Annotated in this window: 22 protein-coding genes; 8 read left to right on the forward strand and 14 right to left on the reverse strand. The window is 36.2% G+C overall.

Annotated features, from left to right (window positions below):
* Positions 1-112 precede the first annotated feature (112 nt).
* Both FZF09_RS15805 and FZF09_RS15810 read right to left on the reverse strand, forming a co-directional pair.
* The gene (locus FZF09_RS15805) at positions 113-601 is read right to left on the reverse strand and encodes a PCYCGC motif-containing (lipo)protein (protein ID WP_158737572.1); all 489 of its coding nucleotides are present in this window, start codon (positions 599-601) and stop codon (positions 113-115) included.
* Positions 602-1,010: 409 nt separating this feature from the next.
* Positions 1,011-2,603, reverse strand: a complete 1,593-nt coding sequence (locus FZF09_RS15810) for a long-chain-fatty-acid--CoA ligase (RefSeq protein ID WP_158737573.1) — start codon at positions 2,601-2,603, stop codon at positions 1,011-1,013.
* A gap of 180 nt (positions 2,604-2,783) precedes the next feature.
* Between FZF09_RS15810 and FZF09_RS15815 the strand changes: the two genes are divergently transcribed.
* The 5 genes from FZF09_RS15815 to FZF09_RS15835 all read left to right on the forward strand — a co-directional run bounded on the left by FZF09_RS15815 (position 2,784) and on the right by FZF09_RS15835 (position 6,560).
* A complete protein-coding gene (locus FZF09_RS15815) occupies positions 2,784-3,212 on the forward strand; it encodes an HIT family protein (RefSeq protein WP_158737574.1) in 429 nt (142 codons plus the stop codon).
* Between the two features lie 187 nt (positions 3,213-3,399).
* On the forward strand, positions 3,400-4,485 hold the full coding sequence (gene serC, locus FZF09_RS15820) for a 3-phosphoserine/phosphohydroxythreonine transaminase (RefSeq protein ID WP_158737575.1): 1,086 nt from the start codon (positions 3,400-3,402) through the stop codon (positions 4,483-4,485).
* A 266-nt stretch (positions 4,486-4,751) separates the two neighbouring features.
* Positions 4,752-5,108, forward strand: coding sequence for a YtxH domain-containing protein (locus FZF09_RS15825; RefSeq protein ID WP_158737576.1), 357 nt, complete (start codon positions 4,752-4,754; stop codon positions 5,106-5,108).
* 83 nt (positions 5,109-5,191) lie between these two features.
* Positions 5,192-5,755, forward strand: coding sequence for an HTH-type transcriptional regulator Hpr (locus FZF09_RS15830; RefSeq protein ID WP_158737577.1), 564 nt, complete (start codon positions 5,192-5,194; stop codon positions 5,753-5,755).
* A 256-nt stretch (positions 5,756-6,011) separates the two neighbouring features.
* Positions 6,012-6,560 (forward strand): DUF3267 domain-containing protein, encoded by a 549-nt coding sequence (locus tag FZF09_RS15835; RefSeq protein ID WP_158737578.1) that lies wholly within the window; start codon positions 6,012-6,014, stop codon positions 6,558-6,560.
* 21 nt (positions 6,561-6,581) lie between these two features.
* Here the strand turns inward: FZF09_RS15835 and FZF09_RS15840 are convergent, their stop codons facing one another.
* The gene (locus FZF09_RS15840) at positions 6,582-7,151 is read right to left on the reverse strand and encodes a YpmS family protein (protein ID WP_158737579.1); all 570 of its coding nucleotides are present in this window, start codon (positions 7,149-7,151) and stop codon (positions 6,582-6,584) included.
* Between the two features lie 134 nt (positions 7,152-7,285).
* On the opposite strand from FZF09_RS15840, the gene FZF09_RS15845 reads away from it, so the two are divergent.
* The gene (locus tag FZF09_RS15845; protein WP_091586921.1) at positions 7,286-7,468 is read left to right on the forward strand and encodes a hypothetical protein; all 183 of its coding nucleotides are present in this window, start codon (positions 7,286-7,288) and stop codon (positions 7,466-7,468) included.
* A gap of 146 nt (positions 7,469-7,614) precedes the next feature.
* Here the strand turns inward: FZF09_RS15845 and FZF09_RS15850 are convergent, their stop codons facing one another.
* Together FZF09_RS15850 and FZF09_RS15855 are read right to left on the reverse strand one after the other, a co-directional pair.
* The gene (locus tag FZF09_RS15850) at positions 7,615-7,701 is read right to left on the reverse strand and encodes a YjcZ family sporulation protein (RefSeq protein WP_158737626.1); all 87 of its coding nucleotides are present in this window, start codon (positions 7,699-7,701) and stop codon (positions 7,615-7,617) included.
* Positions 7,702-7,732: 31 nt separating this feature from the next.
* Positions 7,733-7,816, reverse strand: coding sequence for a YjcZ family sporulation protein (locus tag FZF09_RS15855; protein WP_091272676.1), 84 nt, complete (start codon positions 7,814-7,816; stop codon positions 7,733-7,735).
* A 145-nt stretch (positions 7,817-7,961) separates the two neighbouring features.
* Here FZF09_RS15855 and FZF09_RS15860 point away from each other — a divergent pair, with 145 nt between their 5' ends.
* A complete protein-coding gene (locus FZF09_RS15860; protein ID WP_158737580.1) occupies positions 7,962-8,849 on the forward strand; it encodes a peptidylprolyl isomerase in 888 nt (295 codons plus the stop codon).
* A gap of 65 nt (positions 8,850-8,914) precedes the next feature.
* Here the strand turns inward: FZF09_RS15860 and FZF09_RS15865 are convergent, their stop codons facing one another.
* The 8 genes from FZF09_RS15865 to FZF09_RS15900 form a co-directional block, all read right to left on the reverse strand.
* Complete coding sequence (locus tag FZF09_RS15865; RefSeq protein WP_233269525.1) at positions 8,915-9,181, reverse strand: sporulation YhaL family protein; 267 nt, start codon at positions 9,179-9,181, stop codon at positions 8,915-8,917.
* An 80-nt stretch (positions 9,182-9,261) separates the two neighbouring features.
* Complete coding sequence (locus FZF09_RS15870) at positions 9,262-10,608, reverse strand: sensor histidine kinase (RefSeq protein WP_158737581.1); 1,347 nt, start codon at positions 10,606-10,608, stop codon at positions 9,262-9,264.
* Positions 10,605-11,288 carry a response regulator transcription factor gene (locus FZF09_RS15875; RefSeq protein WP_158737582.1) on the reverse strand — a complete coding sequence of 228 codons (684 nt, stop codon included), beginning with the start codon at positions 11,286-11,288 and terminating at the stop codon, positions 10,605-10,607. Before FZF09_RS15875 ends, FZF09_RS15870 begins: the two co-directional genes overlap by 4 nt.
* 88 nt (positions 11,289-11,376) lie before the next feature.
* Positions 11,377-14,253 (reverse strand): ATP-binding protein, encoded by a 2,877-nt coding sequence (locus FZF09_RS15880; RefSeq protein WP_158737583.1) that lies wholly within the window; start codon positions 14,251-14,253, stop codon positions 11,377-11,379.
* On the reverse strand, positions 14,250-15,482 hold the full coding sequence (locus tag FZF09_RS15885) for a metallophosphoesterase family protein (protein ID WP_158737584.1): 1,233 nt from the start codon (positions 15,480-15,482) through the stop codon (positions 14,250-14,252). Before FZF09_RS15885 ends, FZF09_RS15880 begins: the two co-directional genes overlap by 4 nt.
* 244 nt (positions 15,483-15,726) lie before the next feature.
* The gene (locus FZF09_RS15890; RefSeq protein WP_158737585.1) at positions 15,727-16,314 is read right to left on the reverse strand and encodes a hypothetical protein; all 588 of its coding nucleotides are present in this window, start codon (positions 16,312-16,314) and stop codon (positions 15,727-15,729) included.
* A gap of 34 nt (positions 16,315-16,348) precedes the next feature.
* Entirely contained in the window at positions 16,349-16,993 is a 645-nt protein-coding gene (locus tag FZF09_RS23465) for a YidC/Oxa1 family membrane protein insertase (RefSeq protein ID WP_158737586.1), read from the reverse strand.
* Between the two features lie 332 nt (positions 16,994-17,325).
* Positions 17,326-17,976, reverse strand: coding sequence for a lytic transglycosylase domain-containing protein (locus FZF09_RS15900; RefSeq protein ID WP_158737587.1), 651 nt, complete (start codon positions 17,974-17,976; stop codon positions 17,326-17,328).
* Between the two features lie 162 nt (positions 17,977-18,138).
* Here FZF09_RS15900 and FZF09_RS15905 point away from each other — a divergent pair, with 162 nt between their 5' ends.
* The gene (locus FZF09_RS15905; RefSeq protein WP_158737588.1) at positions 18,139-18,318 is read left to right on the forward strand and encodes a YhzD family protein; all 180 of its coding nucleotides are present in this window, start codon (positions 18,139-18,141) and stop codon (positions 18,316-18,318) included.
* 28 nt (positions 18,319-18,346) lie between these two features.
* Here FZF09_RS15905 and FZF09_RS15910 read toward each other — a convergent pair whose 3' ends face one another.
* Entirely contained in the window at positions 18,347-19,870 is a 1,524-nt protein-coding gene (locus FZF09_RS15910) for a coproporphyrinogen III oxidase (protein WP_158737589.1), read from the reverse strand.
* Positions 19,871-20,013 lie beyond the last annotated feature (143 nt).

Below are 20,013 nucleotides of genomic sequence, written 5' to 3' on the forward strand. Positions count from 1 at the left end.
CCTGTTTGCAACGGCACAATCTTTATTTTACCCTCTCGGAATGCAGAGGAAAAGAAGCTGTTAAAAAACCTTCGAAACGGAAAATACTCCATTTTCAAAGGTTTTTTCTATTTCATACTTGCGGCTTTGGCGTCGGAGTAGGTTCCATATCACTGTCATTATAAGTTTCATCAATGGTTTCTCGTATTTCTCTATCTGAATAGCCTTTATTTTTCATTTCCACAGCTGCTGCAGCTATCTCAAGGCACACACCGCATTTCATGCCATGATTGTTCCATACAACAGTATTATCTTCATTTACATGATCTATAAAACAGTCAAATGCATGTTCATGACCAGCAGACTCTCCGCATCCGCAATAACATGGAATGTGTGTTAAAAGTTCTTGATGGTCGGCAGTTTCTTCATAAATGGATGGAATAGAGCCGTTGGCGTGTTCTAAAAATTGCGGACTCTCTTCAGCGGAAGCTGTCGTTTCCAATATATCATATCCTTTTTCTTCTTGTTCTCCTACAGCCGGTCCGGCATTTTCAGGTTCAGAACATGCAGCAAGAGTAACAGCTATACCAAGAAGTAAAACTACATTTTTAACTTTTTTCATACCTTCACCTTTTCATATTTTTTTCATTATTTATTGTATCATAGTCTCTGATCTGTATTTCCTGACAATTATATGGCATAACGGTCCTTCTGACTTTAAAAAGTTCGGTCCAAATATATTAGAAAAACTTTGCTTACCGTCAAATCCAAATAGCAATATGCTTTGATTTTTTAGCAAAGTGAAACTTCCTAAAGCGCAAGCGCCTTGCTCACGAGCGAAAAGTCCTGGAGGGGCGGCATATGGAAAACTGATCTTTGCTTTTCATTGACGAACTGAAGGAATCTCGAGCGAGTAGGCGCTGAAGCTAGACATGTAAAATGCCAAATATTTATGATTTTTTACCTTTTAAAAAAAGAGAGAACACTCCCCTAACGCGAAGCATTCTCCCTTGGTTACTTTTCTTGACGCACTAATTAACTTTTCGTTCTTTTTCACCCCAAAACTCTTTACGAAGCTGTACTTTCTGAATTTTGCCGGACGCAGTTTTGGGGAGAGCATCAATAAATGATATGCTTTTTGGTGCTTTAAAATGAGCCATTTTATTTCTAGCGAAGCTTATTAGCTCTTGAACCGAAACGTTAGACCCTTCTCTTTTAACGACAACGGCATGAGGAACTTCTCCCCATTTTTCATGAGGAATAGCAACCACTGCTGCTTCTACTACATCTGGGTGATCATATAAATGCCCTTCTACTTCGATCGAAGAAATATTTTCTCCACCGCTTATGATGACATCTTTCTTTCTGTCTACAATTTCAATGTAACCATTTGTATCGACTACTGCCATGTCTCCGGTATGCAGCCAGCCGTTTTTTATCGTGTCTGATGTTGCTTCCGGATTTTTTAAATACCCTTCCATCGCATTATTTGAACGAACAATTACTTCCCCTATTGTAATGCCATTTGCTGGCACCTGGTTACCTTCATCATCTGCCACTCTTACTTCTGAACCTATCATAGCGTATCCCGTTTTGGCTTTCGTATAATGTTTTTCTTCTACAGACAAATGAGAATGCTGTGGACGAATTTGTGAAATAGTGACGAGCGGAGAAATCTCGGTCATTCCATAAACTTGTATAAATTCCCAGCCAAGATCTTTTTCTACTTTTGTTACAAAAGCAGGAGGCGGTGCAGAACCAGCAATTACAATGCGCATGTCTTGGTGTGTATTTAATTGTTCTTTATTTAAACCGTAATATTCTAACAATATATTTAAGACTGTTGGGGCCATATGAGCTACTGTCGCTTTATGTTTTTGTATATTCTCGAAAATGGAAGCAGGTTCTATCTTCCTTTGCATAACCTGCGTAGCTCCATTTGCAGTATAATAAAAAGGAGAGCCCCACCCATTTACATGAAACATTGGCAAAACGTGTAAAAGCGTGTCTTGATCGGAAACACGAAGGTGATGCATTGCTGACATAGCGTGCAAGTAATTGCTGCGATGTGTCAGCAATACTCCTTTAGGGTTGCCCGTAGTGCCGCTTGTATAAAGCAGACTTGCAATGTCATGTTCATCGAGTTCAACCCGTTCAAAAGTATCCTTAGAAAATTGTTCACGCCAAATGTCATAACTTTTATATTCTTCCGTATTCGACTCAGCTCCGTGAACAATAATCGTTTCTACCGTCTCAAGTTTCGGAATAATCGGCTGGATCAATGGAAATAATTCGTTTTCTACAAACAAAACTTTACTTTCACTATGGTTTAAAATAAATTGATAGTCATCTGGTTTCAACCTAGTGTTAAGGGGTGTCATAACAGCTCCCAGCTGGAACACACCATAAAACCCTTCTAGCATTTCAAGTGTGTTAGGAGCAAGATAAGCGACTTTATCGCCTTTTTTTATATTAAGCGCTTTCAAACCGTGCGATAATTTATTTACCCTATCGTTTAATTCCGAATACGTTACTTTTTTGTTTTCATCAATAACTGCAATTTTTTCACCATATAGATCAACTGCTCGGTCAAGAAACTGTGTTAGTACAAGAGGGACATACATTATAATTCCTCCTTTGCCTTCATGACTAGTAAGATAATAGTATTATATCATTCTCCATATTTAATTGTAAGAATTTTATTAATTATTCAGTTGTACTACAGATATGCTCTTATTGTTTTCACTTACATTGGCTGATAAGATAATGGAAAATAATACTTTCACCAGAAAGGAGAGAAAAAGATGAAAAGAGACGAAAATTGTATTTTTTGTAAAATAGTTGCCGGCGACATTCCTGCTTCTATTGTATATGAAGACGAGAATGTTATAGCTTTTGCAGATATTGGACAAGTTACAAAAGGTCATACGTTGTTAATACCTAAAGATCATCAGTCAAATGTATATGAATTGCAAGAAGACACGGCTTCTCAATTATTCAGAGTTGTCCCTAAGATCGCTAGCGCCATCAAAAAAGAATTCAATCCTGCGGGATTAAATCTTGTTAACAATAACGGCGAAGCTGCTTCTCAATCTGTTTTTCATTATCACCTGCACTTTATCCCCCGCTATGGAACAGAAGATGGTTTTCAGCCGACTTGGCAGGATAACAGCAGTAAATATTCAGCAGAAGACCTTCAGCAAATTGCACAAGGGATTAACCAGCACCTTTAAACAATGATATAAATATTATTTCCTGTTGGATGATCCAGCAGGTTTTTTTACTAAACGACAAAGAACAATAAAATTTCTACTTTTCTGCTACCTTTTCAAAAAAATATTAGCACTTCTAAGGCAGTTTTGTTAGGATATTCACAAAAGCAATTTATTAATTTTGTTAGTTATTAAAGGAGTGGAAAATATGGCCAGAGCCCATAATTTTAATGCAGGTCCTGCAGCTCTTCCTGTCGAGGTCCTGGAAGAAGCGCAAAAAGAACTCGTAAATTTTAATAATACTGGGATGTCTGTAATGGAATTAAGTCATCGCAGCAAAGATTATGAAGCAGTACATAATGAAGCAATCTCTTTAGTAAAAGATCTGCTAAACGTACCAGATGATTATGAAGTCCTGTTAATACAGGGCGGAGCCAGTCTTCAATTTTCAATGATCCCAATGAATTTTCTTACCAATGGAAAAACAGCAAACTATATACTTACAGGGTCCTGGTCTGAAAAAGCTTTAAAAGAGGCAAAAGCGTTAGGAGAAACAAAAATAGGCGCAGCATCTAAAGACAGTAACTATACGTATATTCCCGATAGAAACAGCATAGAAACAAGCAGTAATGATGCCTATGTTCATATTACATCTAATAATACGATTTTTGGAACGCAGTACCATGATTTCGATTTAAACACGACCGCCCCCCTCTTTGCAGATATGTCAAGTGATATCTTAAGCAAACCAATTCCTGTAGACCGTTTCTCCTTCATCTACGCGGGTGCGCAAAAAAACCTCGGGCCTTCAGGAGTTACGTTAGTAATAATGAAAAAAGAACTTCTTGAACAATCAAAAGAAAATATCCCTACATTATTAAAATACAACACACATGTTGAAAAAAATTCTTTGTATCATACCCCGCCGACATTTGCCATTTATATGCTTAATAAAGTACTGCATTGGATCAAGGATAACGGCGGTGCAGCTGGTATGCAAATACGTAATAAAGAAAAAGCAGAACTGCTTTACGACGTAATTGACAACAGCGGCGGCTTTTATAATGGACATGCTCAAGAAGAGAGCCGTTCCTATATGAATGTAACCTTTAACCTTGAAAATGAAGATTTAAACCAAAAATTTCTTATGGAAGCAAAACAGGCAGGTTTTGTTGGCTTAAACGGCCACCGGTCTGTTGGAGGATGCAGAGCTTCTATATATAATGCTGTTTCTGTCGAATCCTGTAAAGCCTTAAAAGATTTTATGATCGATTTTCAACAAAAAAATCAATAACTTTTAACGTATACCGATTTCATTTCTTGCTGTTTTCAGATGATAAATCTGTGGACAGCTTTTTTCTTTTCATTTTCCCTTTTTAACGCTAAATACCCTAGAATGCTTTTCATTGTCAAAATTTTTCTCTATACTGTTATAAAAGAATAATATTTTAATAAATATTGTTAGAGAAACCTCGGCTTGTTGACAAACCTTAATACGAATGCCGTAGTTTTCTTATACTTTCCTAACAGGGTAAAAAGAGAGAAAGGATAGGTGGTAGAGTGGATTCGAAATCATTATTTACTGGCATGTTTACCGGTTTTGTTATTGGAGGGCTTTCTGCCTTGCTTACTGCTCCCGCTTCTGGAGACAAGACTAGAGATTCTTTTAAGAACTTTAATTGGAGATCTCTTAACCAAAGAGCTGCAAGCAAAGGAAGAGGTGCAGTTCAAGATTGGCGCTATGCGGCTACTGAAGGTTTCGAAGCTGTTGATGGCTTAACACAAGAGATGAAAAGAACATACAGCCGCTATAAAGAGGAAGTAGAACCAGAAGTAGAAGCCATCCAACATCAAGTGAAAGAAATTTCAGATGCAATTGCTGAATTAAACGAACAAATTCGTAAAGAGTCTGAATAATTGTCGTTTGGCCTCTTTAATTTTCGGAAAAATAAATTAATTATTCTTTTTATTACAATAATACCAGAGAGAGGAGGGAGAAGATGGACCAGTCTTCTTTTTCTACAAAACAGTCTATACTGTTCAGCCATAAATTTGCCCAGATTACAAAAGCATTATGGAAATCTATTGAAAAAGATTGGCAGCAATGGATTAAACCATATAATTTAAACATTAATGAACACCAAATTTTATGGATTGCATATCATATGGAGGGAGCTTCCATTTCTGATATAGCAAAATTTGGCGTAATGCATGTTTCCACAGCATTCAACTTCTCAAAAAAACTTGAGGAAAGAGAATTGCTGACATTTTCTAAAAAAACAAATGACAAAAGAAACACGTATGTTGAATTAACTCCAGAAGGAGATAAGCTATTATTAGCAACAATTGAAGCATATAATCCAGATACGTATAGTGTATATAACGGCGCATTGCCAATTAAAGAACTGTACGGGAAATTCCCTGATTTTTCAGAGCTTACAACTATTCTTCGTCACATTTACGGCGAGGATTTCATGGAGATATTCGAAAAGTCCTTGTTTACGTTTAATGAAGAGTTTACAGAAGAAAATGGCACCCTCACCCCTGTAAAACCTTCCGAGTAAACATAATATTTTTATACGTTTTTTATTGTCTGGTTCCGTTTGCGAATCAGACATTTATTTATACTTTAAAGTTTTACTAAGAATCAAAGTATATTGCCATTTGGACCATAAGCCAATTTTTTTCCATTGGGAACCCCTCTCTTGTCCAGAATTGTCGAAAAGGTTTTTCTTTTGACTATTTTTCATTATTCTATTGATTTTTGACGCTTTAGGCTTTAAATTATTCAATTAGGTAGTAGAGAGAGGGGGAATCCTCATGAATTGTTGGAAATCCATAAACTTAAGAAAAGAATACAACCCTTCAAGACTAAAGCTCATCTCATTAACTTTTATTATTATAACTTTTATATTCAGTTTTTTAGTGTTTAGTCTTTATTATAATGAAGTAACCTATGCAGAGTTAAGCATGCTAAAAACATTTGGCTTCTTAATGTTATTGTATCCAGTGCACACGCTGCTTCATTTCATTCCATTATGGTTTGTAGGTGTACGAATCAAAACAGACTTCAAATTTAACAGAAAACAAAAGTTCCCTACTATTATGATGAAATTTACAAAACCGGTGGGACGGAACTTTTATGTAGCTGCCATGTTGTTTCCAACCTTGTTTATTAACTTTGCTTCCTTTTTAGGGGCTATTACATTTCCACCATATATGTATTACTTTTTATTGGTATTTTCATTTAATACAGGCCTTGCCGTCTATGATTTTATTTATCTTAAGCAACTGTATGGCGCTCCTCGAGAATGTTTTATTGAACAAAACAAAAATGGTATAGATATATTACTAAAGCAGCCGATTTGACGGCTGCTTTTATATACCGGTTCATTTTCCAACTTTTATTGTTATAGCATCTTGCTCTAAGTCGAAGGTTTCGGCTCTTAAGTAATATTGATCAGCTATCTCTATTTCATTCAACTTGACCACAATTTGATTATTACCAGGCTGTACTTCCACATAATCTGGTACATCAGCTTGTGAGCTTAATATAGATAAAACCTCTGAACCTGGTAAGGATAGTCCTCCTATATTGAAAGACTGTTGGTGCAAAACAATGTTTCCATTTTCTAAAACTGCTGGTTCAAAATCCATGCTTGCGTTAATTGTTCTCCCCAATATGGATACAGAAGAAGAAATTCTAGCCTTCTTGTCAATGATTTCTGCGCTTACTTTTTCCTCTTCTAGTTGTTCTTGCAGCAAATGATTGAGCTGTGATTGGGTTAAATGCACCGAAAAGTATTCGGTATATTCATCAGATGAGAAATCATCATGTGGTTCAGATTCGGGCTTGGGATTAGTTGTAACCAATAAAAATACGCTGAACACAAATAAAACATTAAGGGTCAGCAATAAAAAGAATAACCATTTCCAACTGTTTTTTTTGTTTCGGCTCATTGTTAACACCTGCTTTCTACAATTAAACTATTACTATTATGCTTGTCCATTTCCATTCCAGCCACCTAAAAAACTATCATTTGGTAAAAAGTTTTGTTAAAGTAAAGTAGATATAAGGTATTGGGGGTAAAATTATGCTCGTTGTATTTTTCTTATTATTTTCTTTAGTTTATTTATTTGTTATTAATTCCATGACAAATGCCCTCTGTGTCCAAAAAGAGATTCCAGCAGAACGTCAGCCTAAAATTTTTCGAACCATTAATATTTTACTAACCATTTTACTCACATCTACGTTTGTAGAATTATGGTTTGTATAGATATTTAGGTATATCAGGAGACTAAGTCTTACGGTATTTACATTTTTCTAAGCCGTCGGATTGTCTTTGAATTATCCAATAAAATTTTTAACCAACGGAGTATTTAAACTTTCCTGAAGGACTTTTCCTTCAGGAAAGTTTTTACATTAATACATCCATGCTGCCCCAATTATAATAAGCAAAATAAACAGCACGACAATCAGAGCAAAATTGGAGTTGTAATCATATCCCATTTTTCTCCCTCCCTTATTCACGGCGTTATATTTAACACCAAGCCGCACCTACAATAACAAGCAGTATGAAAAGGACTACAATTAAGGCAAATCCACCGTAATAACCTTTAGACATATTCACACCTCCTATTTCTCTTGCTGAATTATGATATGTAAAAAGAGACGTCTTGGTTTAGGTTATTGCCTAAATTTTTTTCTTTTTTTGGGAGAGTGTGATATGATATAGTTTGTCTGATAAATGTTAAGGGGATGGAAGTTTTATGAAAAAATATTATTTCTTGGCAGCTGTTTTAAGCGGAACGCTTTTATTAACAGCCTGCAGCAATGACCAAGGATCCGGAGAAGAGAAAACAATTGTAGAGGTTAATGATACTTCTCTTACAGAAGAAGAATTTGTGGGAGAATTAAAAAATAATGTTGGCGAACAAGTTTTAAATGAAATGGTACAAAATATTATTATTCAAGATAAAGCCGAACAGCTAAATATTGATAGCGAACAAGTGGATGCAGAGCTCGAACAATTTAAAGAGGATTACGGTGTGGAAAAAGATGAGGAACTTTTGACCATGCTTCAAACTCAATTTCAGCTACCTATTGACTCAATGGACGACTTCAAAAATGATTTTTTAAAACCACAGCTCGTTTTAGAAGAGCTTGCTGCAGCTGATGTAGAGATTACCGAAGAAGAAAAAGAAACATATTTTGAAGAAAACAAAGAAGACTTAGTAAGCATTTCTGCTCGTCATATTTTAGTAGAGGATGAAGATCAAGCAAATGAAATTCGTGAAGAACTCGAAAATGGCGCAGATTTTGCAGAACTGGCTGAAGAACATTCAACCGATCCTGGATCTGCTTCTGAAGGTGGAGACCTAAATACCTTTACTAGAGGAGAAATGGTTGAAGCATTTGATGAAGCAGCCTTTTCAATGGAACCTGGAGAAATCAGTGAACCTATTGAAAGTGAATTTGGTTATCATATTATCGAAGTGCTCAACAAAAATGAATCATATGAAGAACTTGAAGAAGAAATCGAAGAAAAAGTACGAGAAAAACAGTCAAAATCTCCAGAAGAAGTGATGCAGGAATTAATGGAAGAAGCAAACATTGATGTAAAAGAATCTTCTTATGAAGATTGGATTCAGTCATAACTTACTTTTTCATATAATCAGCCTGGCCGGGTTTAAACCTCAGCCAGGCTGATTGTTACAGCAGCTTAGGAAGAAGCCCGTCTTTTTTCTCTTTCTTCCTCCATCCTGCGTATAAAAATACGACCTTCTTGTTCAATCCACCGTTCATCCTCTTTTTTTTCCGTCCTACTTGTCTGCCAATACATATATCCGCTAAATATAACCCCTAACCCTGTTAACAGCACCCATGATGGAACTTGAACTGGACCTGATTGTGCAAAACGCTGCCATACTACCAGAACGAAAAACAGTACGATAAGCGTCATTAAGAATTTTTTTGAGCGGTTATTCATAAGCCCCTCCTTTGTAAAACCTTGTCCTTGCTTCCATCATATGCGCCTATGAAAAAGATATTCTATTCTCCAGCAGAATCTTACTTCTTCGGCAAGGTAATCTTAAACGTGACCCCATCGTCTTCATTGACCACTTCGTGATGCCCTTGATGCAGCTCCGCAATTCTTTTAACAATAGCTAGCCCAAGACCAAATTGACCTTTGTTGCCTTTGCGAAAAGGAGCAAACAAATGAGGAATGTCTTCTTTGTTAATTTGTGCACCATTATTTTTAACAAGGATTTCGACTGTATCTTTTTTCTGTTCTGCTTTCATCCATATTGTATCTTCTGCATACCTCAACGCATTTTCTACTAAATTTTCTAATAATACCTGCATATGCTCAGGGTCCGCGTTTATTCTCACATCAGCCCCCTGAATAATGAACTTCAAATCTTCACGCTGCATACGAAATCTTTCTTCAATTTGAAAAGCTAAGTTCCCAAACATGATTTCTTCTACATTAATGGTGTCTTTTTTCAATGCATCTAATTTAGTAAAATAGAGCATATCTTTTACCCTTTTATCCATGCGGTCTGCTTCATCTAATATGACATCCATTGTCTGCTCGATATTATCTTTTGGAAGAATTCCATCTTTAACCGATTGAGCATATGTTTTTACTACCATAATAGGTGTTTTTAGTTCATGGGAAGCATGCTGAATAAACGTCTTTTGCGAACGATCATAACGTATAAGATTTTGTCTCATGCTTTCAAATTGGTCAGAAAGCTTCTGAAAATCATCGTCTCCTTCCCATCGAAAAGGCTCTTTCCAATTTCGTTTTGCTATTTGTTCAAAATGGTTCCCTAACACTCTTAACGGCTGGCGTAGATAGCGTTTTAACCATATTGCCGGCAGCAAACTAAGAGCACTTGTAATCAATAGCAAGTATATAAGTCTTTCCCACAACCTATTTACCATAAGATCCCTGTAAGTGTCCCACATATATGAAATTTGGAATGCTTCCTCCCCATCGGATTCAATCCTTGTGATTACATAAAATAAAGTAGCATCATTATACGTTAATTCATACCGTTCTCGTTCGTTATCTTGATTAACTGCGTTTGAAACCATTTCTTTTAAAACATTATCGGGCGGCACCGGCTCACCACGTAATGTTCCTAAATCATTGAATAAAAACAGATGACCGACAGAACGTTCTGCTTCCCTTCTTTCAATAAAGTCAAGTTCTGACTGTGGAGGTGTAAAATAATCACTAAATGGATTAGCCATTCTTGCCTGTTCTTGTTCAATAATACGGTACGTTTCATCTGTCAAAGTTCCTTTGATGGATATCGGATAAACGATTATCATCGTTAAACCAACCAATACAACTAAAGCAATAAATGATAACCAGATCCGCTGTGTTAAATTAACTTTCATCATGACGACAATACACGGTACCCATAACCATATAACGTTTCCAGATGAATACGCGGCATTTTTTTACGAACTCGTCGTACGACATCATCTACTGCCCGTTCGGAACCAAAATAATTTTCTCCCCATACCTTCTCAATAATCTCTTCACGTGAAAGAGCTTTTCCAATATCTTCAGTCAACAGCAATATTAGATCCATTTCTTTTGTTGTCAGTTCAACATGCTGGTTACTATTTTCTTGATCTGTAACCGTTCTTGCTTCTGGATCAATAACATATTCATTTAATTCGACCTTTTTATGTTCATTAGTCTGTTCACCGTATACGCGTGATAACAGCTTTTTCGCTCTGATAATGAGTTCTTGAGGTAAAAACGGCTTAGCTAAATAATCGTCGCTTCCCATTTCAAGACCCAGCACCCGATCTAAATCCTGATCTCTTGCTGATATAAAAATAACAGGAACATCCCCTTCATTTTCTCGAATTCCTTTTAAAATTTGATAGCCGTCGGTACCAGGGAGCATAATATCAAGCACCCATAAATGAGGAGGTTCTTTTACTGCAGCAAGGGCATCATCCCCATTGTCAAACACGTTGACTGTCCAGCCTTCTTTTTCCATATATGCTTTTAATACTTCTGATAAGTTATTTTCATCTTCGACGAGATAAATTTTATACGTACTCATATTCTATTATCCTTTCTGAGCCTGAATATTATAGTGGTTCAAGGTTTATCGTAGCAGGCTTTTAATTATAGTTCCACCTTCCTTATGATCAACTGCTAGAAAGCTTTGTTACAGCACACTCGGATATGACACTGCTAGATGGTATTTGGCAGGTAAAATAAATGACTTGTCTATTGGCAGCAGCTTTATGTAATAATGAAAAAGCTGATTGCTGCCGGACTTGATCAAAATTCACAAAAGGGTCATCCATAATAAGCGGAAAAACTTCTGCTTGACTATACGCCTCTGCAAGGGCAAAACGCAAACAGAGATATAACTGCTCAGCTGTTCCGCGACTTAATTCCTCGGGTGAAAATCTTAATCCCGATGAATCTTCTACGATGAATTTTTCTTGCCCAGCCGGTGCATACAGTCGTTCATATTTTTCTCTTGTGATATAAGAAAAATATGATGATGCTTTTTGTATCACTTGAGGCTGTCTTTCCTTTTCGTACACAGCTTTTGCTTGTTCAATTAATTGTTTAGATGTTTTTAAGACAAGCCATTTATGAATTTTCTTCTGTAAACTTTCTTTTTCTTCTCCAAATTGTTGTAATTTTTCTTCGTAAGTTCCCCCTTCTTCTATTCTTTTTATATCTTGTGTCACTTCTGCAATCGTTTGAAAAAGGTCTTGTTCTCTTTGCTCTAAGCTGACTAAATCATCATTAAGCAGCTCTTTTTTTTCTTCTGGCTGAGTAAAAGGGGAATGCAGTTCTTTTACCCAATTCTCTATTGTTTCTTCTGGCAAGAGTTGACCAGCTATTTGCTGTTCAAGCCATTGTTTTTGCTTTTTCCATTCTACATACTGCTTCTTTTGGCTGATAGCATGAAAAAATGCATCTTGGTTGTCAGCCTCAGCTGTTTTATAGATTTTATCGATAAATATTACAGCATTTGTTCTCATTGTGATCCAAAACTGTTTCTGTTGAAACGCTGCATCTATTTTTTCTGCTTCTTTTAAATATATATTATTTTCTTGTTCTTCTCTTTTATATCGTTCCCATAGTCCCATTACAATGTGTTCTAAAGTATTATCTAATGGAAAATCGATCGGCTTAGCAATATCGTTTACTTCTGTTTTTATTTCTTCTAATTCTTTACTAATCACTTTTTGTTCTTTCTTCATTGCTGATATTTCTTCGTTTAAGTCTTTCCATTCTCTCACAGCTTGAAAAAAACTTTCAGCAATATGAATGCTATTAATAAAAGGAAACTGATAACGGCTGCACCATTTTTGTAATTCATTTTCTAGTCCATTCCACTTAACAGCTGCCTCTTTTAAACGATCCACAAAGGATTGGTACATGTTTTCTTCTCTGTCAAACTGCCATTTCATTTCTCTTACAGCAGCTTCTGTCCTTTGATCTTGTTCAAGCAGCCGCTTGTGCTCTGAATAATTTAGATTATCAAATGCTTCAAAAGAGTTTTTTTGGCTTTGTTTTCGGTAAAATAAGAAAACAAAAGCAGCTGTTCCTATTGCGAACACAGCCCCTCCCAAAAACAAGCTGCCGGTTAGTATTTCCCAACATCCCAAGGTTAAAAAAATAACTGCTGCGATTTGAAGGATAACTTCGGTCGTATTTCCTGCACGGCGAAAGCCTTTTTCCAAAAATTCTTGGTCACACACTATTCTCTCACTATTTTTGCACTCAGAGACAGGTCTTCGTTGTTGTTCAAGTTCGGAGAGATCCGTTTTTAATAAATCGAGTTTTCGTTGCTGCTCTATATGCTGTTCCTCAAGCAGTCGTTGTCTTTCTTTTAACTCTTTGCCTTTTTCTATAATTTGATGAAGCTCTTTCTCAGCCAAAATGGTTGTTACGCTTGAATCCAATTGTCCTGCATCTAATATTCCTAAACGTTCTAATCGATCTGCTGCTTTTTCTTTTTTTTTCTGAATAGATAAACCCAGACTTTCTTTGTCCTTCACATATTTTTTATAAAGTGGGACTTTTTCTTTTAACGCATGAATTTTATCTATTGCTTTAATAATAGTCCAATCAACGAAAGCTCCAGTATGTTTAGAAGAAAGCTGTTGAATACGTATTTTGCTTTCTTCTATTCCTTTCTCCGCTTCCGTTCTCTCATTACTATAATGTTTCCATTGTTCCTCTGCTTCTAGAGCTACCTTATCAAATGGCTCCAATACTTTCATTTTTCGGTCTAATTCTATTTTTTCCTGCACGGAATGAAGTAAGGTCTCTTTTCGCTGCAGGTTTTCTTTTTCATTCATTAACTGTTTTTTTTCTGCTTGAAGTGCATCCAGTTCTTGTTTAAACTGCTTTTTTTGTTTTAGAAGCATACTATACCGATCAAATTCTCTTTCCCATTTTCTCAGCTCCATTAACTGACTGTTTAGATCTTTAATACTTTTATTAATTACTGGCTTTTTCCCTTTTGGCTTAAAAAGAGCGCTCAACTCACTTTCTATTTCTTTGTCCATTTGAAAAACTCGTTTTGTTCCTGTCATGCCAGCTTCATAAATATATCTGTTTAAGGCATCTCCTTTTAATTGGTCGATTTCACTTAGGCCTTCTAAACCAAAACAAAAAATCCCTTGGAAAACCGTTCGATCCATGTTCCCTAAAAAGGAAAGCAGCCACTCTTCTCCTAATACTTCCCCATTTTCTAAGTACACCGCAACATCACCAGCTGCTTTGGTCCTCATTACACGTTCAATGATAATTACTTTTTCACTTTGTAACCGCAGAGTTAAGCTCCCTCCATAAGCACTGCTTTTTTTTGGTTCATATCGAAGCCTTTTTTCTTTTTTAGAAGGGAATCCAAAGAGAACAGCTGCAATAAAAGCACGAAGAGTAGATTTCCCTGCTTCATTTTCTCCCTGTATAATATGAAAAGTGTGTTGAATATTAATGGAGCAATCTATAAATTTTCCAAAACCATAAATATGTATTTTTTCAATGTTCAACTGGACTCCCCCTTTCCCCACTTATTCCATACTAACCGCTCTGCTTCTTCTATAATAAAATCGATTTCCGGTTTTGAGATAAACTTTTTCACAGATGGATGGCCAAGCAGTTCCTCCCATTCCTTTTCAAGAATGTTTGGAGATGTTTTGTAATAAATCGCTGCTTGCTCCACATCGCCAAGAAAATGATCACCTTCGTTGATTTGTTTTGATATAGAAAGTGGAAGTGTTTTATTGATTATTTCATAAATATAAAAAAAAGGCCTTTCTGAGGAACCAATTTCATTCAAAGTTTCTTTCCATTCTTCAATGTTTGTTTCACCTTGAATATATTCACTTAAATCTCCATTCCCGGTTAACTCTACTTCAAGCCATAAACCAGCTGCACTATTCTGTGACATTTCTTTAATTTGACTTAACAGCGTGTTTGATAAACTATCAAATGTTTCGTGCCCATCTATCATCACGTCAACTTTCTCAAACACCACTGTGGAAACGGCTTGAAAAGAAACATCAATAGTTTCCTTTTCCAATTCCACTAACAAATAGCCTTTCTCTCCTTGTTCCTTGCGATGTCTTGCTTGAATATTCCCTGGATAACAAATATGAGGTCTTAAATATTGTCTTGTATGAATATGTCCAAGTGCCCAATAATCCATATTTTTTTCCTCAAGATCCTTCAAGGAAAAAGGAGCATAATGAGCGGATCCTGTCATATTTTTTTCTTGGCCGTGAACAACACCTATGTGAAATGGAACTCCTTCTTTTTTCTCGTACGTCTTAGCAATGTTCGTTTTAAGTGATCGTTCACTATAGCTGCACCCATAGAGATGGGCTGCTGGTCTATTGTTTTTAAAATAAGTTTTTGTCTCCGGCTCTGTTGAAAAAACTTCAACGTGATCTGGCCATCCAATCGGTGCATATTTTTTGTCCATCGGATCATGGTTGCCAAATAGAATGTAAACGGTAATATCATATGGTTGTAACAACTCTAACTTTTGTTTGAGAAAAAGCTGGCTTTTTATACTTCTGTTTTCTTGATCGAATAAATCGCCTGCTAAAATAACAAAATCCACTTGTAATTGAATAGCATCTTCAACCATTTTATGTACAGCAGTATATATACTATCTTCCAATTGATTTTTCAATAAGGAAGAAGCTCCAGCAGCGGACGGCATGGGAGAACCCAAATGCAGATCAGCAGCATGAATAAATCGCAATGCTTCCATATAAAGCCAACCTTTCTTATTTGTTATTATTTCATTATATCAAAATCATGTGAACATATGCTCGTATGAATTCCTGGTTGTTTTATTAGAAGAATATAAAATTCGGCTTGTCTCTTTTTAGAACATTCGCGGTTTTAGAATAACGTCCTCTAAAACTGTTAGGTTAGGTACCAAAAGCTAGACAATAATAAGAATACGTTACTAGACATTTAAAAACCCCCTCTTCAAAGAGGGAGTTGAATGTTTAATAATATGGAAGTGCAGATAATGCAACGAGCGCCGCTAATGGCAAAATTAACCTTCTGTAACGAGGGAAATATGGGAAATAGTAAGGGTAATAGTAAGCAGGATATCCGCCAAATCCGTAAAATTGCCGGTTACCTCTATTATTGCAGCCGCATTTTTTTTGTTTCGATGGAGAAGTGTAAGGCATCACATTTTCCATATGGTTATTGTTCATATGTTGTGGCATCATATGCTGCATATTGTTATTGTTCATATGCTGCGGCATCATGTGCTGCATATCGTTTCCATTCATATGCTGCGGCATCATGTGCTGCATATCGTTTCCGTTCATATGCTGAGGCATTATGTGCTGCATATCGTTTCCGTTCATGTGCTGCGGCATTACCTCATGCATATTATTTCCATTCATGTTTTGGTACACATGATTGTTATTATTGTTATCATAATCTGGAATCATCATATAAACATTGTTTTCGTCTACGTCTTCAACATAACCATTAAAATATTCATTGTTTTTTGTTTGAACCATCACAAATTGACCGAGATGCTGCTGGCACAAATTATACATATGCATATCATTGTTCATATAAACGCCCGCCTCCTTTTCCATCCTATCCTATTCAAGCCACGGGCGTTTGTGCATGATCCTTTACATCTAAGTTGTTGATTCCTGTTCTTTCATTTGTTTTCTTTGGTGCGCAAATAGGAGAGATTGAAAGACCATAAATATTCCTCATGCAAACCAATATAAAGAGAGCGCAGACGGCAATGCGATCCCTGCTATCACCATCATAACTGGCATAATATACAAGAGCGGCTTCATCTGAGCAGTGGAAGTATCTGTGATATTCATTTTTGTCTGTAAAAACATAACAATACCAGCTGCTAAAGGGGTAATATACCATGGATCCGGCTCTCATTATTGCCTGTTGATATCTCTGCATCTGTTCTTGTTTTTTTAAATCAAACTTATTTTTCAAAGCTTCCATTTCAGGCTGCAGCTGTTTGATTGCTAAAGTGCTTTTTTGCTGTTTTAAAAACAGAGGCAGCAGGAGCAAGCGAATAATTATGGTCACCATCACGATCGCTAACCCGTAACTGCCCTGAAAAAGGTCTGCGAAAAAAATCAGCACCAACGAAAACGGATAGACAAAATAGTGGTTCCATGTGCCCTTACTTTCTGAAGTAATCGGGACTTGCCCCATTTCGCATCCTGAAATAAAAATTACTGCAGCTGCTAAAAATAATTTCCATTTTTTAACCAAAGTCTCATCATTCCTCCCGTTTGTTTTTTTAACATTTTTGGAGAAATGATTACTAGCTTCTTCTTCATCCTTTTGATCCTCGACTGCTGGAACTTTTCTTTTAATAAAAGTGAACGAAAAATATTTTGGGATAAACAGAGGCTCAACGTTTCCTCTCTCTAATTGAAGACGGTGTACTATTTGGTAACGGCAGTTCCAACATCCAGAAGATGATTCTAATACAGACTATCCAGCAATATAAAGCAAAGAAATGACGAACAACATTTCGATTAAATTTACATCTATTATGAATTCAATCAATAGTCATCCTCTCCTTTGCTTATAATTAAGCACTAATTATGTAAATCATATTCTTTATTTTTCACTGCCACATAATGTTTTTCATATTCTTTTGCATAATTTAACACTTCTTCTACGTACCAATCAGCTTGATTGTATTGGAATATTGCTTTCTTTTCCTTTCCATCTGCTGCTCCATTTGCGGCCAGGTAATTTGCTGTAGAATAAACCGCATCTTCTATGTCATAAGGATCTGCTCTGCCATTTCCATCCCCGTCCACTCCGTAACCCCCATATTTATTAATAACAGACATATCTGTTAAAGTAGATTTTGGTATATCCAAATTTCCTTTTTCTTCGTCATCACATCCTGGATATCCCCAACCGATAAAAGTACATGGCATAAATTGAGTGTGACCGATTGCACCGGCTGGACTCTCTAGTTCATCCATCGTTGAAAACACTGTTTCTACTCTATGAACGGCTGCAAGTAATTCCCATGACACTTCGTATTCTTCTGCTGCCTCTTTATATATAGGAATCAAAGATTCTGGTATTTCTTCTTTTGAAAAAGAATGGGATGACTTTTCTTTATCTGTTTCTTCGTTATTCACCGCTTTTAAAAATAACGCTCCAATAAATAAAAACAAGGAGAAAAAAGCGATAGCAGTTCGTACTGGCTTTTTCTTTTCTTTCTTTGCCAATGCTGCACCTCCCCTCTACCATGTTACCAAAAAAACAAATAAATCTATGGACGAAATAGTGACAAAATTTATCAATAAAGTGACTTGTTTGATATTCTATTTCGACGTAAAATAAAGATATTAAACGAATATTCAGTCAAATTAAAGGAGGGGGAATTTCAATTGCAATACTTTCTTACGGTTTTTGATAAAGATGGTTCCTTATTACTAAATGAGACATTCGAATATGAAAAAGATACATTAGCTATTGACCACGGAAAGCAGCGGCTTGAAGAAGAAAACTTTCAAGATGTGACTCACCGGATGACCCGAAACGGGAAATTATTATTATTTCACAGATAAACAAATTACACATAAAGCTGTTCCAGGGTTATTCCGGAACAGCTTTATGATCTATATGATGTTTAAACAATTGATCCAATGAATCAATTTTTTTATTTGTGTATTCTTCAAACCGATTATTATAGGATACCGGATCTTTTGGATTGGCAAACCTGCCTATTTTTTTAGTAACAGGATCTACCCATTTACTTGCAGCTCCACAGCCAATACCAATAATTGTTTGAACTTCCTCCATAATAATAATATTATATAAACTTTCTTTTCCTTCTAATGAATATCCTACGTTCTCTAAATTTCCTAATATGTTTTTCTGCCGGTACAGATAATAAGGGCAATAATGATGAGAATTCATCCAGGCCGCTGTCAGCTCCATCATTTTTTCAATCTCATCTTTTTCCGCTACTTTATATTTTTCTTTTTGCTTTGTCATCGTAGAAGCTCTTTTAAAAGATAACGTGTGAACGGTTACGGATTCAGGAGACAACTTTTCTGTTTCTTCTAGACTTTTTTCCATTTCCTTTGTCCCTTCCCCAGGAAGGCCGATTATTAAATCCATATTTATGTTTTTCATACCCATTTTACGAGACAATTCGTACTTTTCCTTTGTTTCTTCAACGGAGTGATGCCGGCCGATTGCTTTTAACGTTTGATTATCAAAAGACTGTGGATTAATACTTATACGATCTATATTCCATTTTGAAAGGACATTAAGTTTTTCAGGAGTGATGGTATCAGGCCTGCCAGCCTCGACTGTTATTTCGCGTACATCATGTATTCCTGGAATAACTTCATACATCTTTGCATACAACGCATCCATTTCTGCTGCACTAATGCTCGTTGGCGTACCTCCTCCAAAATATATAGTTGTTACCGGCACTCCAGATTGTTCAAGCCATTCTCCAATTTGTTCCATTTCATAATGCAGTCCATTAAGAAATGCTTCAACAGACCCATTCTTTCCGTTTATTGCATAAGCCGGAAATGTACAATAAGCACATTTTGTCGGGCAAAACGGTATGCCTATGTAAATGCTTACGCCATTATGTAATTCATATAAGTCTGGCAGCACTTTTTGCTGGCGGCGGCCAATATTTTCTATAAGGGAAGCTTTATTTTCTGACACTAGATAGTCATTTTGCAAATGTTCTTTTATTTCTGCTGGTTCAAATCCATCCTGAAAAAGAGAATGCCATAATTTAGTAGGACGAATACCAGTTAACGTTCCCCAGGGCTGAATGGTGCTTGTCCATTTGTTTAAAAGCTTTACAAATAGATGAGCTCTTGCTTGTTTTGATTTCTTATAAATATCTTTTACACTTAATATTAGAGGAGCGTACTTTTGGAATGTTTCTTTTAAACTAACCCCATTAGTATGTAAAAATGTCGCTGTCGAAGCGATATACTCACCGTTTCTCGTCTCTTCAAAAGTAACTGCCGCATCTGCATTTGTTTCAGTTGTCATACTTATTTCTGCATCTATATCGTACATGTCAGCAATGTGCTGAAGAGGGCGCAGTTCTTTGTCCCCTGCCCCTTTTATTTGAATAATCATTTGATTGATTCATTCCTTCCTGCTTGCTTGAAATCAGCTTAAGTGTACATAATGTATTTCTTGAGGTCAATATAAATTCGGCATGCCGCCGAATCGTTATGTTTTACTGGATCCTTTAACAAACTCTTATACTTTCCTCAGGT

This window comes from Alteribacillus sp. YIM 98480 (genome assembly GCF_009765375.1).
GTDB lineage: Bacteria > Bacillota > Bacilli > Bacillales > Marinococcaceae > Alteribacillus.

Excerpts from the sequence above, each read along its gene's own strand:
- serC (WP_158737575.1), top strand. The coding sequence starts at position 3,400 with ATGGCCAGAGCCCATAATTTTAATGCAGGTCCTGCAGCTCTTCCTGTC.
- FZF09_RS15855 (WP_091272676.1), bottom strand. The coding sequence starts at position 7,816 with ATGTCTAAAGGTTATTACGGTGGATTTGCCTTAATTGTAGTCCTTTTC.
- FZF09_RS15840 (WP_158737579.1), bottom strand. The coding sequence starts at position 7,151 with ATGAGCCGAAACAAAAAAAACAGTTGGAAATGGTTATTCTTTTTATTG.
- FZF09_RS15805 (WP_158737572.1), bottom strand. The coding sequence starts at position 601 with ATGAAAAAAGTTAAAAATGTAGTTTTACTTCTTGGTATAGCTGTTACT.
- FZF09_RS15910 (WP_158737589.1), bottom strand. The coding sequence starts at position 19,870 with ATGATTATTCAAATAAAAGGGGCAGGGGACAAAGAACTGCGCCCTCTT.
- FZF09_RS15865 (WP_233269525.1), bottom strand. The coding sequence starts at position 9,181 with ATGAATAACCGCTCAAAAAAATTCTTAATGACGCTTATCGTACTGTTT.
- FZF09_RS15835 (WP_158737578.1), top strand. The coding sequence starts at position 6,012 with ATGAATTGTTGGAAATCCATAAACTTAAGAAAAGAATACAACCCTTCA.
- FZF09_RS15830 (WP_158737577.1), top strand. The coding sequence starts at position 5,192 with ATGGACCAGTCTTCTTTTTCTACAAAACAGTCTATACTGTTCAGCCAT.
- FZF09_RS15875 (WP_158737582.1), bottom strand. The coding sequence starts at position 11,288 with ATGAGTACGTATAAAATTTATCTCGTCGAAGATGAAAATAACTTATCA.
- FZF09_RS15890 (WP_158737585.1), bottom strand. The coding sequence starts at position 16,314 with ATGAACAATGATATGCATATGTATAATTTGTGCCAGCAGCATCTCGGT.
- FZF09_RS15850 (WP_158737626.1), bottom strand. The coding sequence starts at position 7,701 with ATGGGATATGATTACAACTCCAATTTTGCTCTGATTGTCGTGCTGTTT.
- FZF09_RS15885 (WP_158737584.1), bottom strand. The coding sequence starts at position 15,482 with ATGGAAGCATTGCGATTTATTCATGCTGCTGATCTGCATTTGGGTTCT.
- FZF09_RS15860 (WP_158737580.1), top strand. The coding sequence starts at position 7,962 with ATGAAAAAATATTATTTCTTGGCAGCTGTTTTAAGCGGAACGCTTTTA.
- FZF09_RS15815 (WP_158737574.1), top strand. The coding sequence starts at position 2,784 with ATGAAAAGAGACGAAAATTGTATTTTTTGTAAAATAGTTGCCGGCGAC.
- FZF09_RS15845 (WP_091586921.1), top strand. The coding sequence starts at position 7,286 with ATGCTCGTTGTATTTTTCTTATTATTTTCTTTAGTTTATTTATTTGTT.
- FZF09_RS15810 (WP_158737573.1), bottom strand. The coding sequence starts at position 2,603 with ATGTATGTCCCTCTTGTACTAACACAGTTTCTTGACCGAGCAGTTGAT.
- FZF09_RS15870 (WP_158737581.1), bottom strand. The coding sequence starts at position 10,608 with ATGATGAAAGTTAATTTAACACAGCGGATCTGGTTATCATTTATTGCT.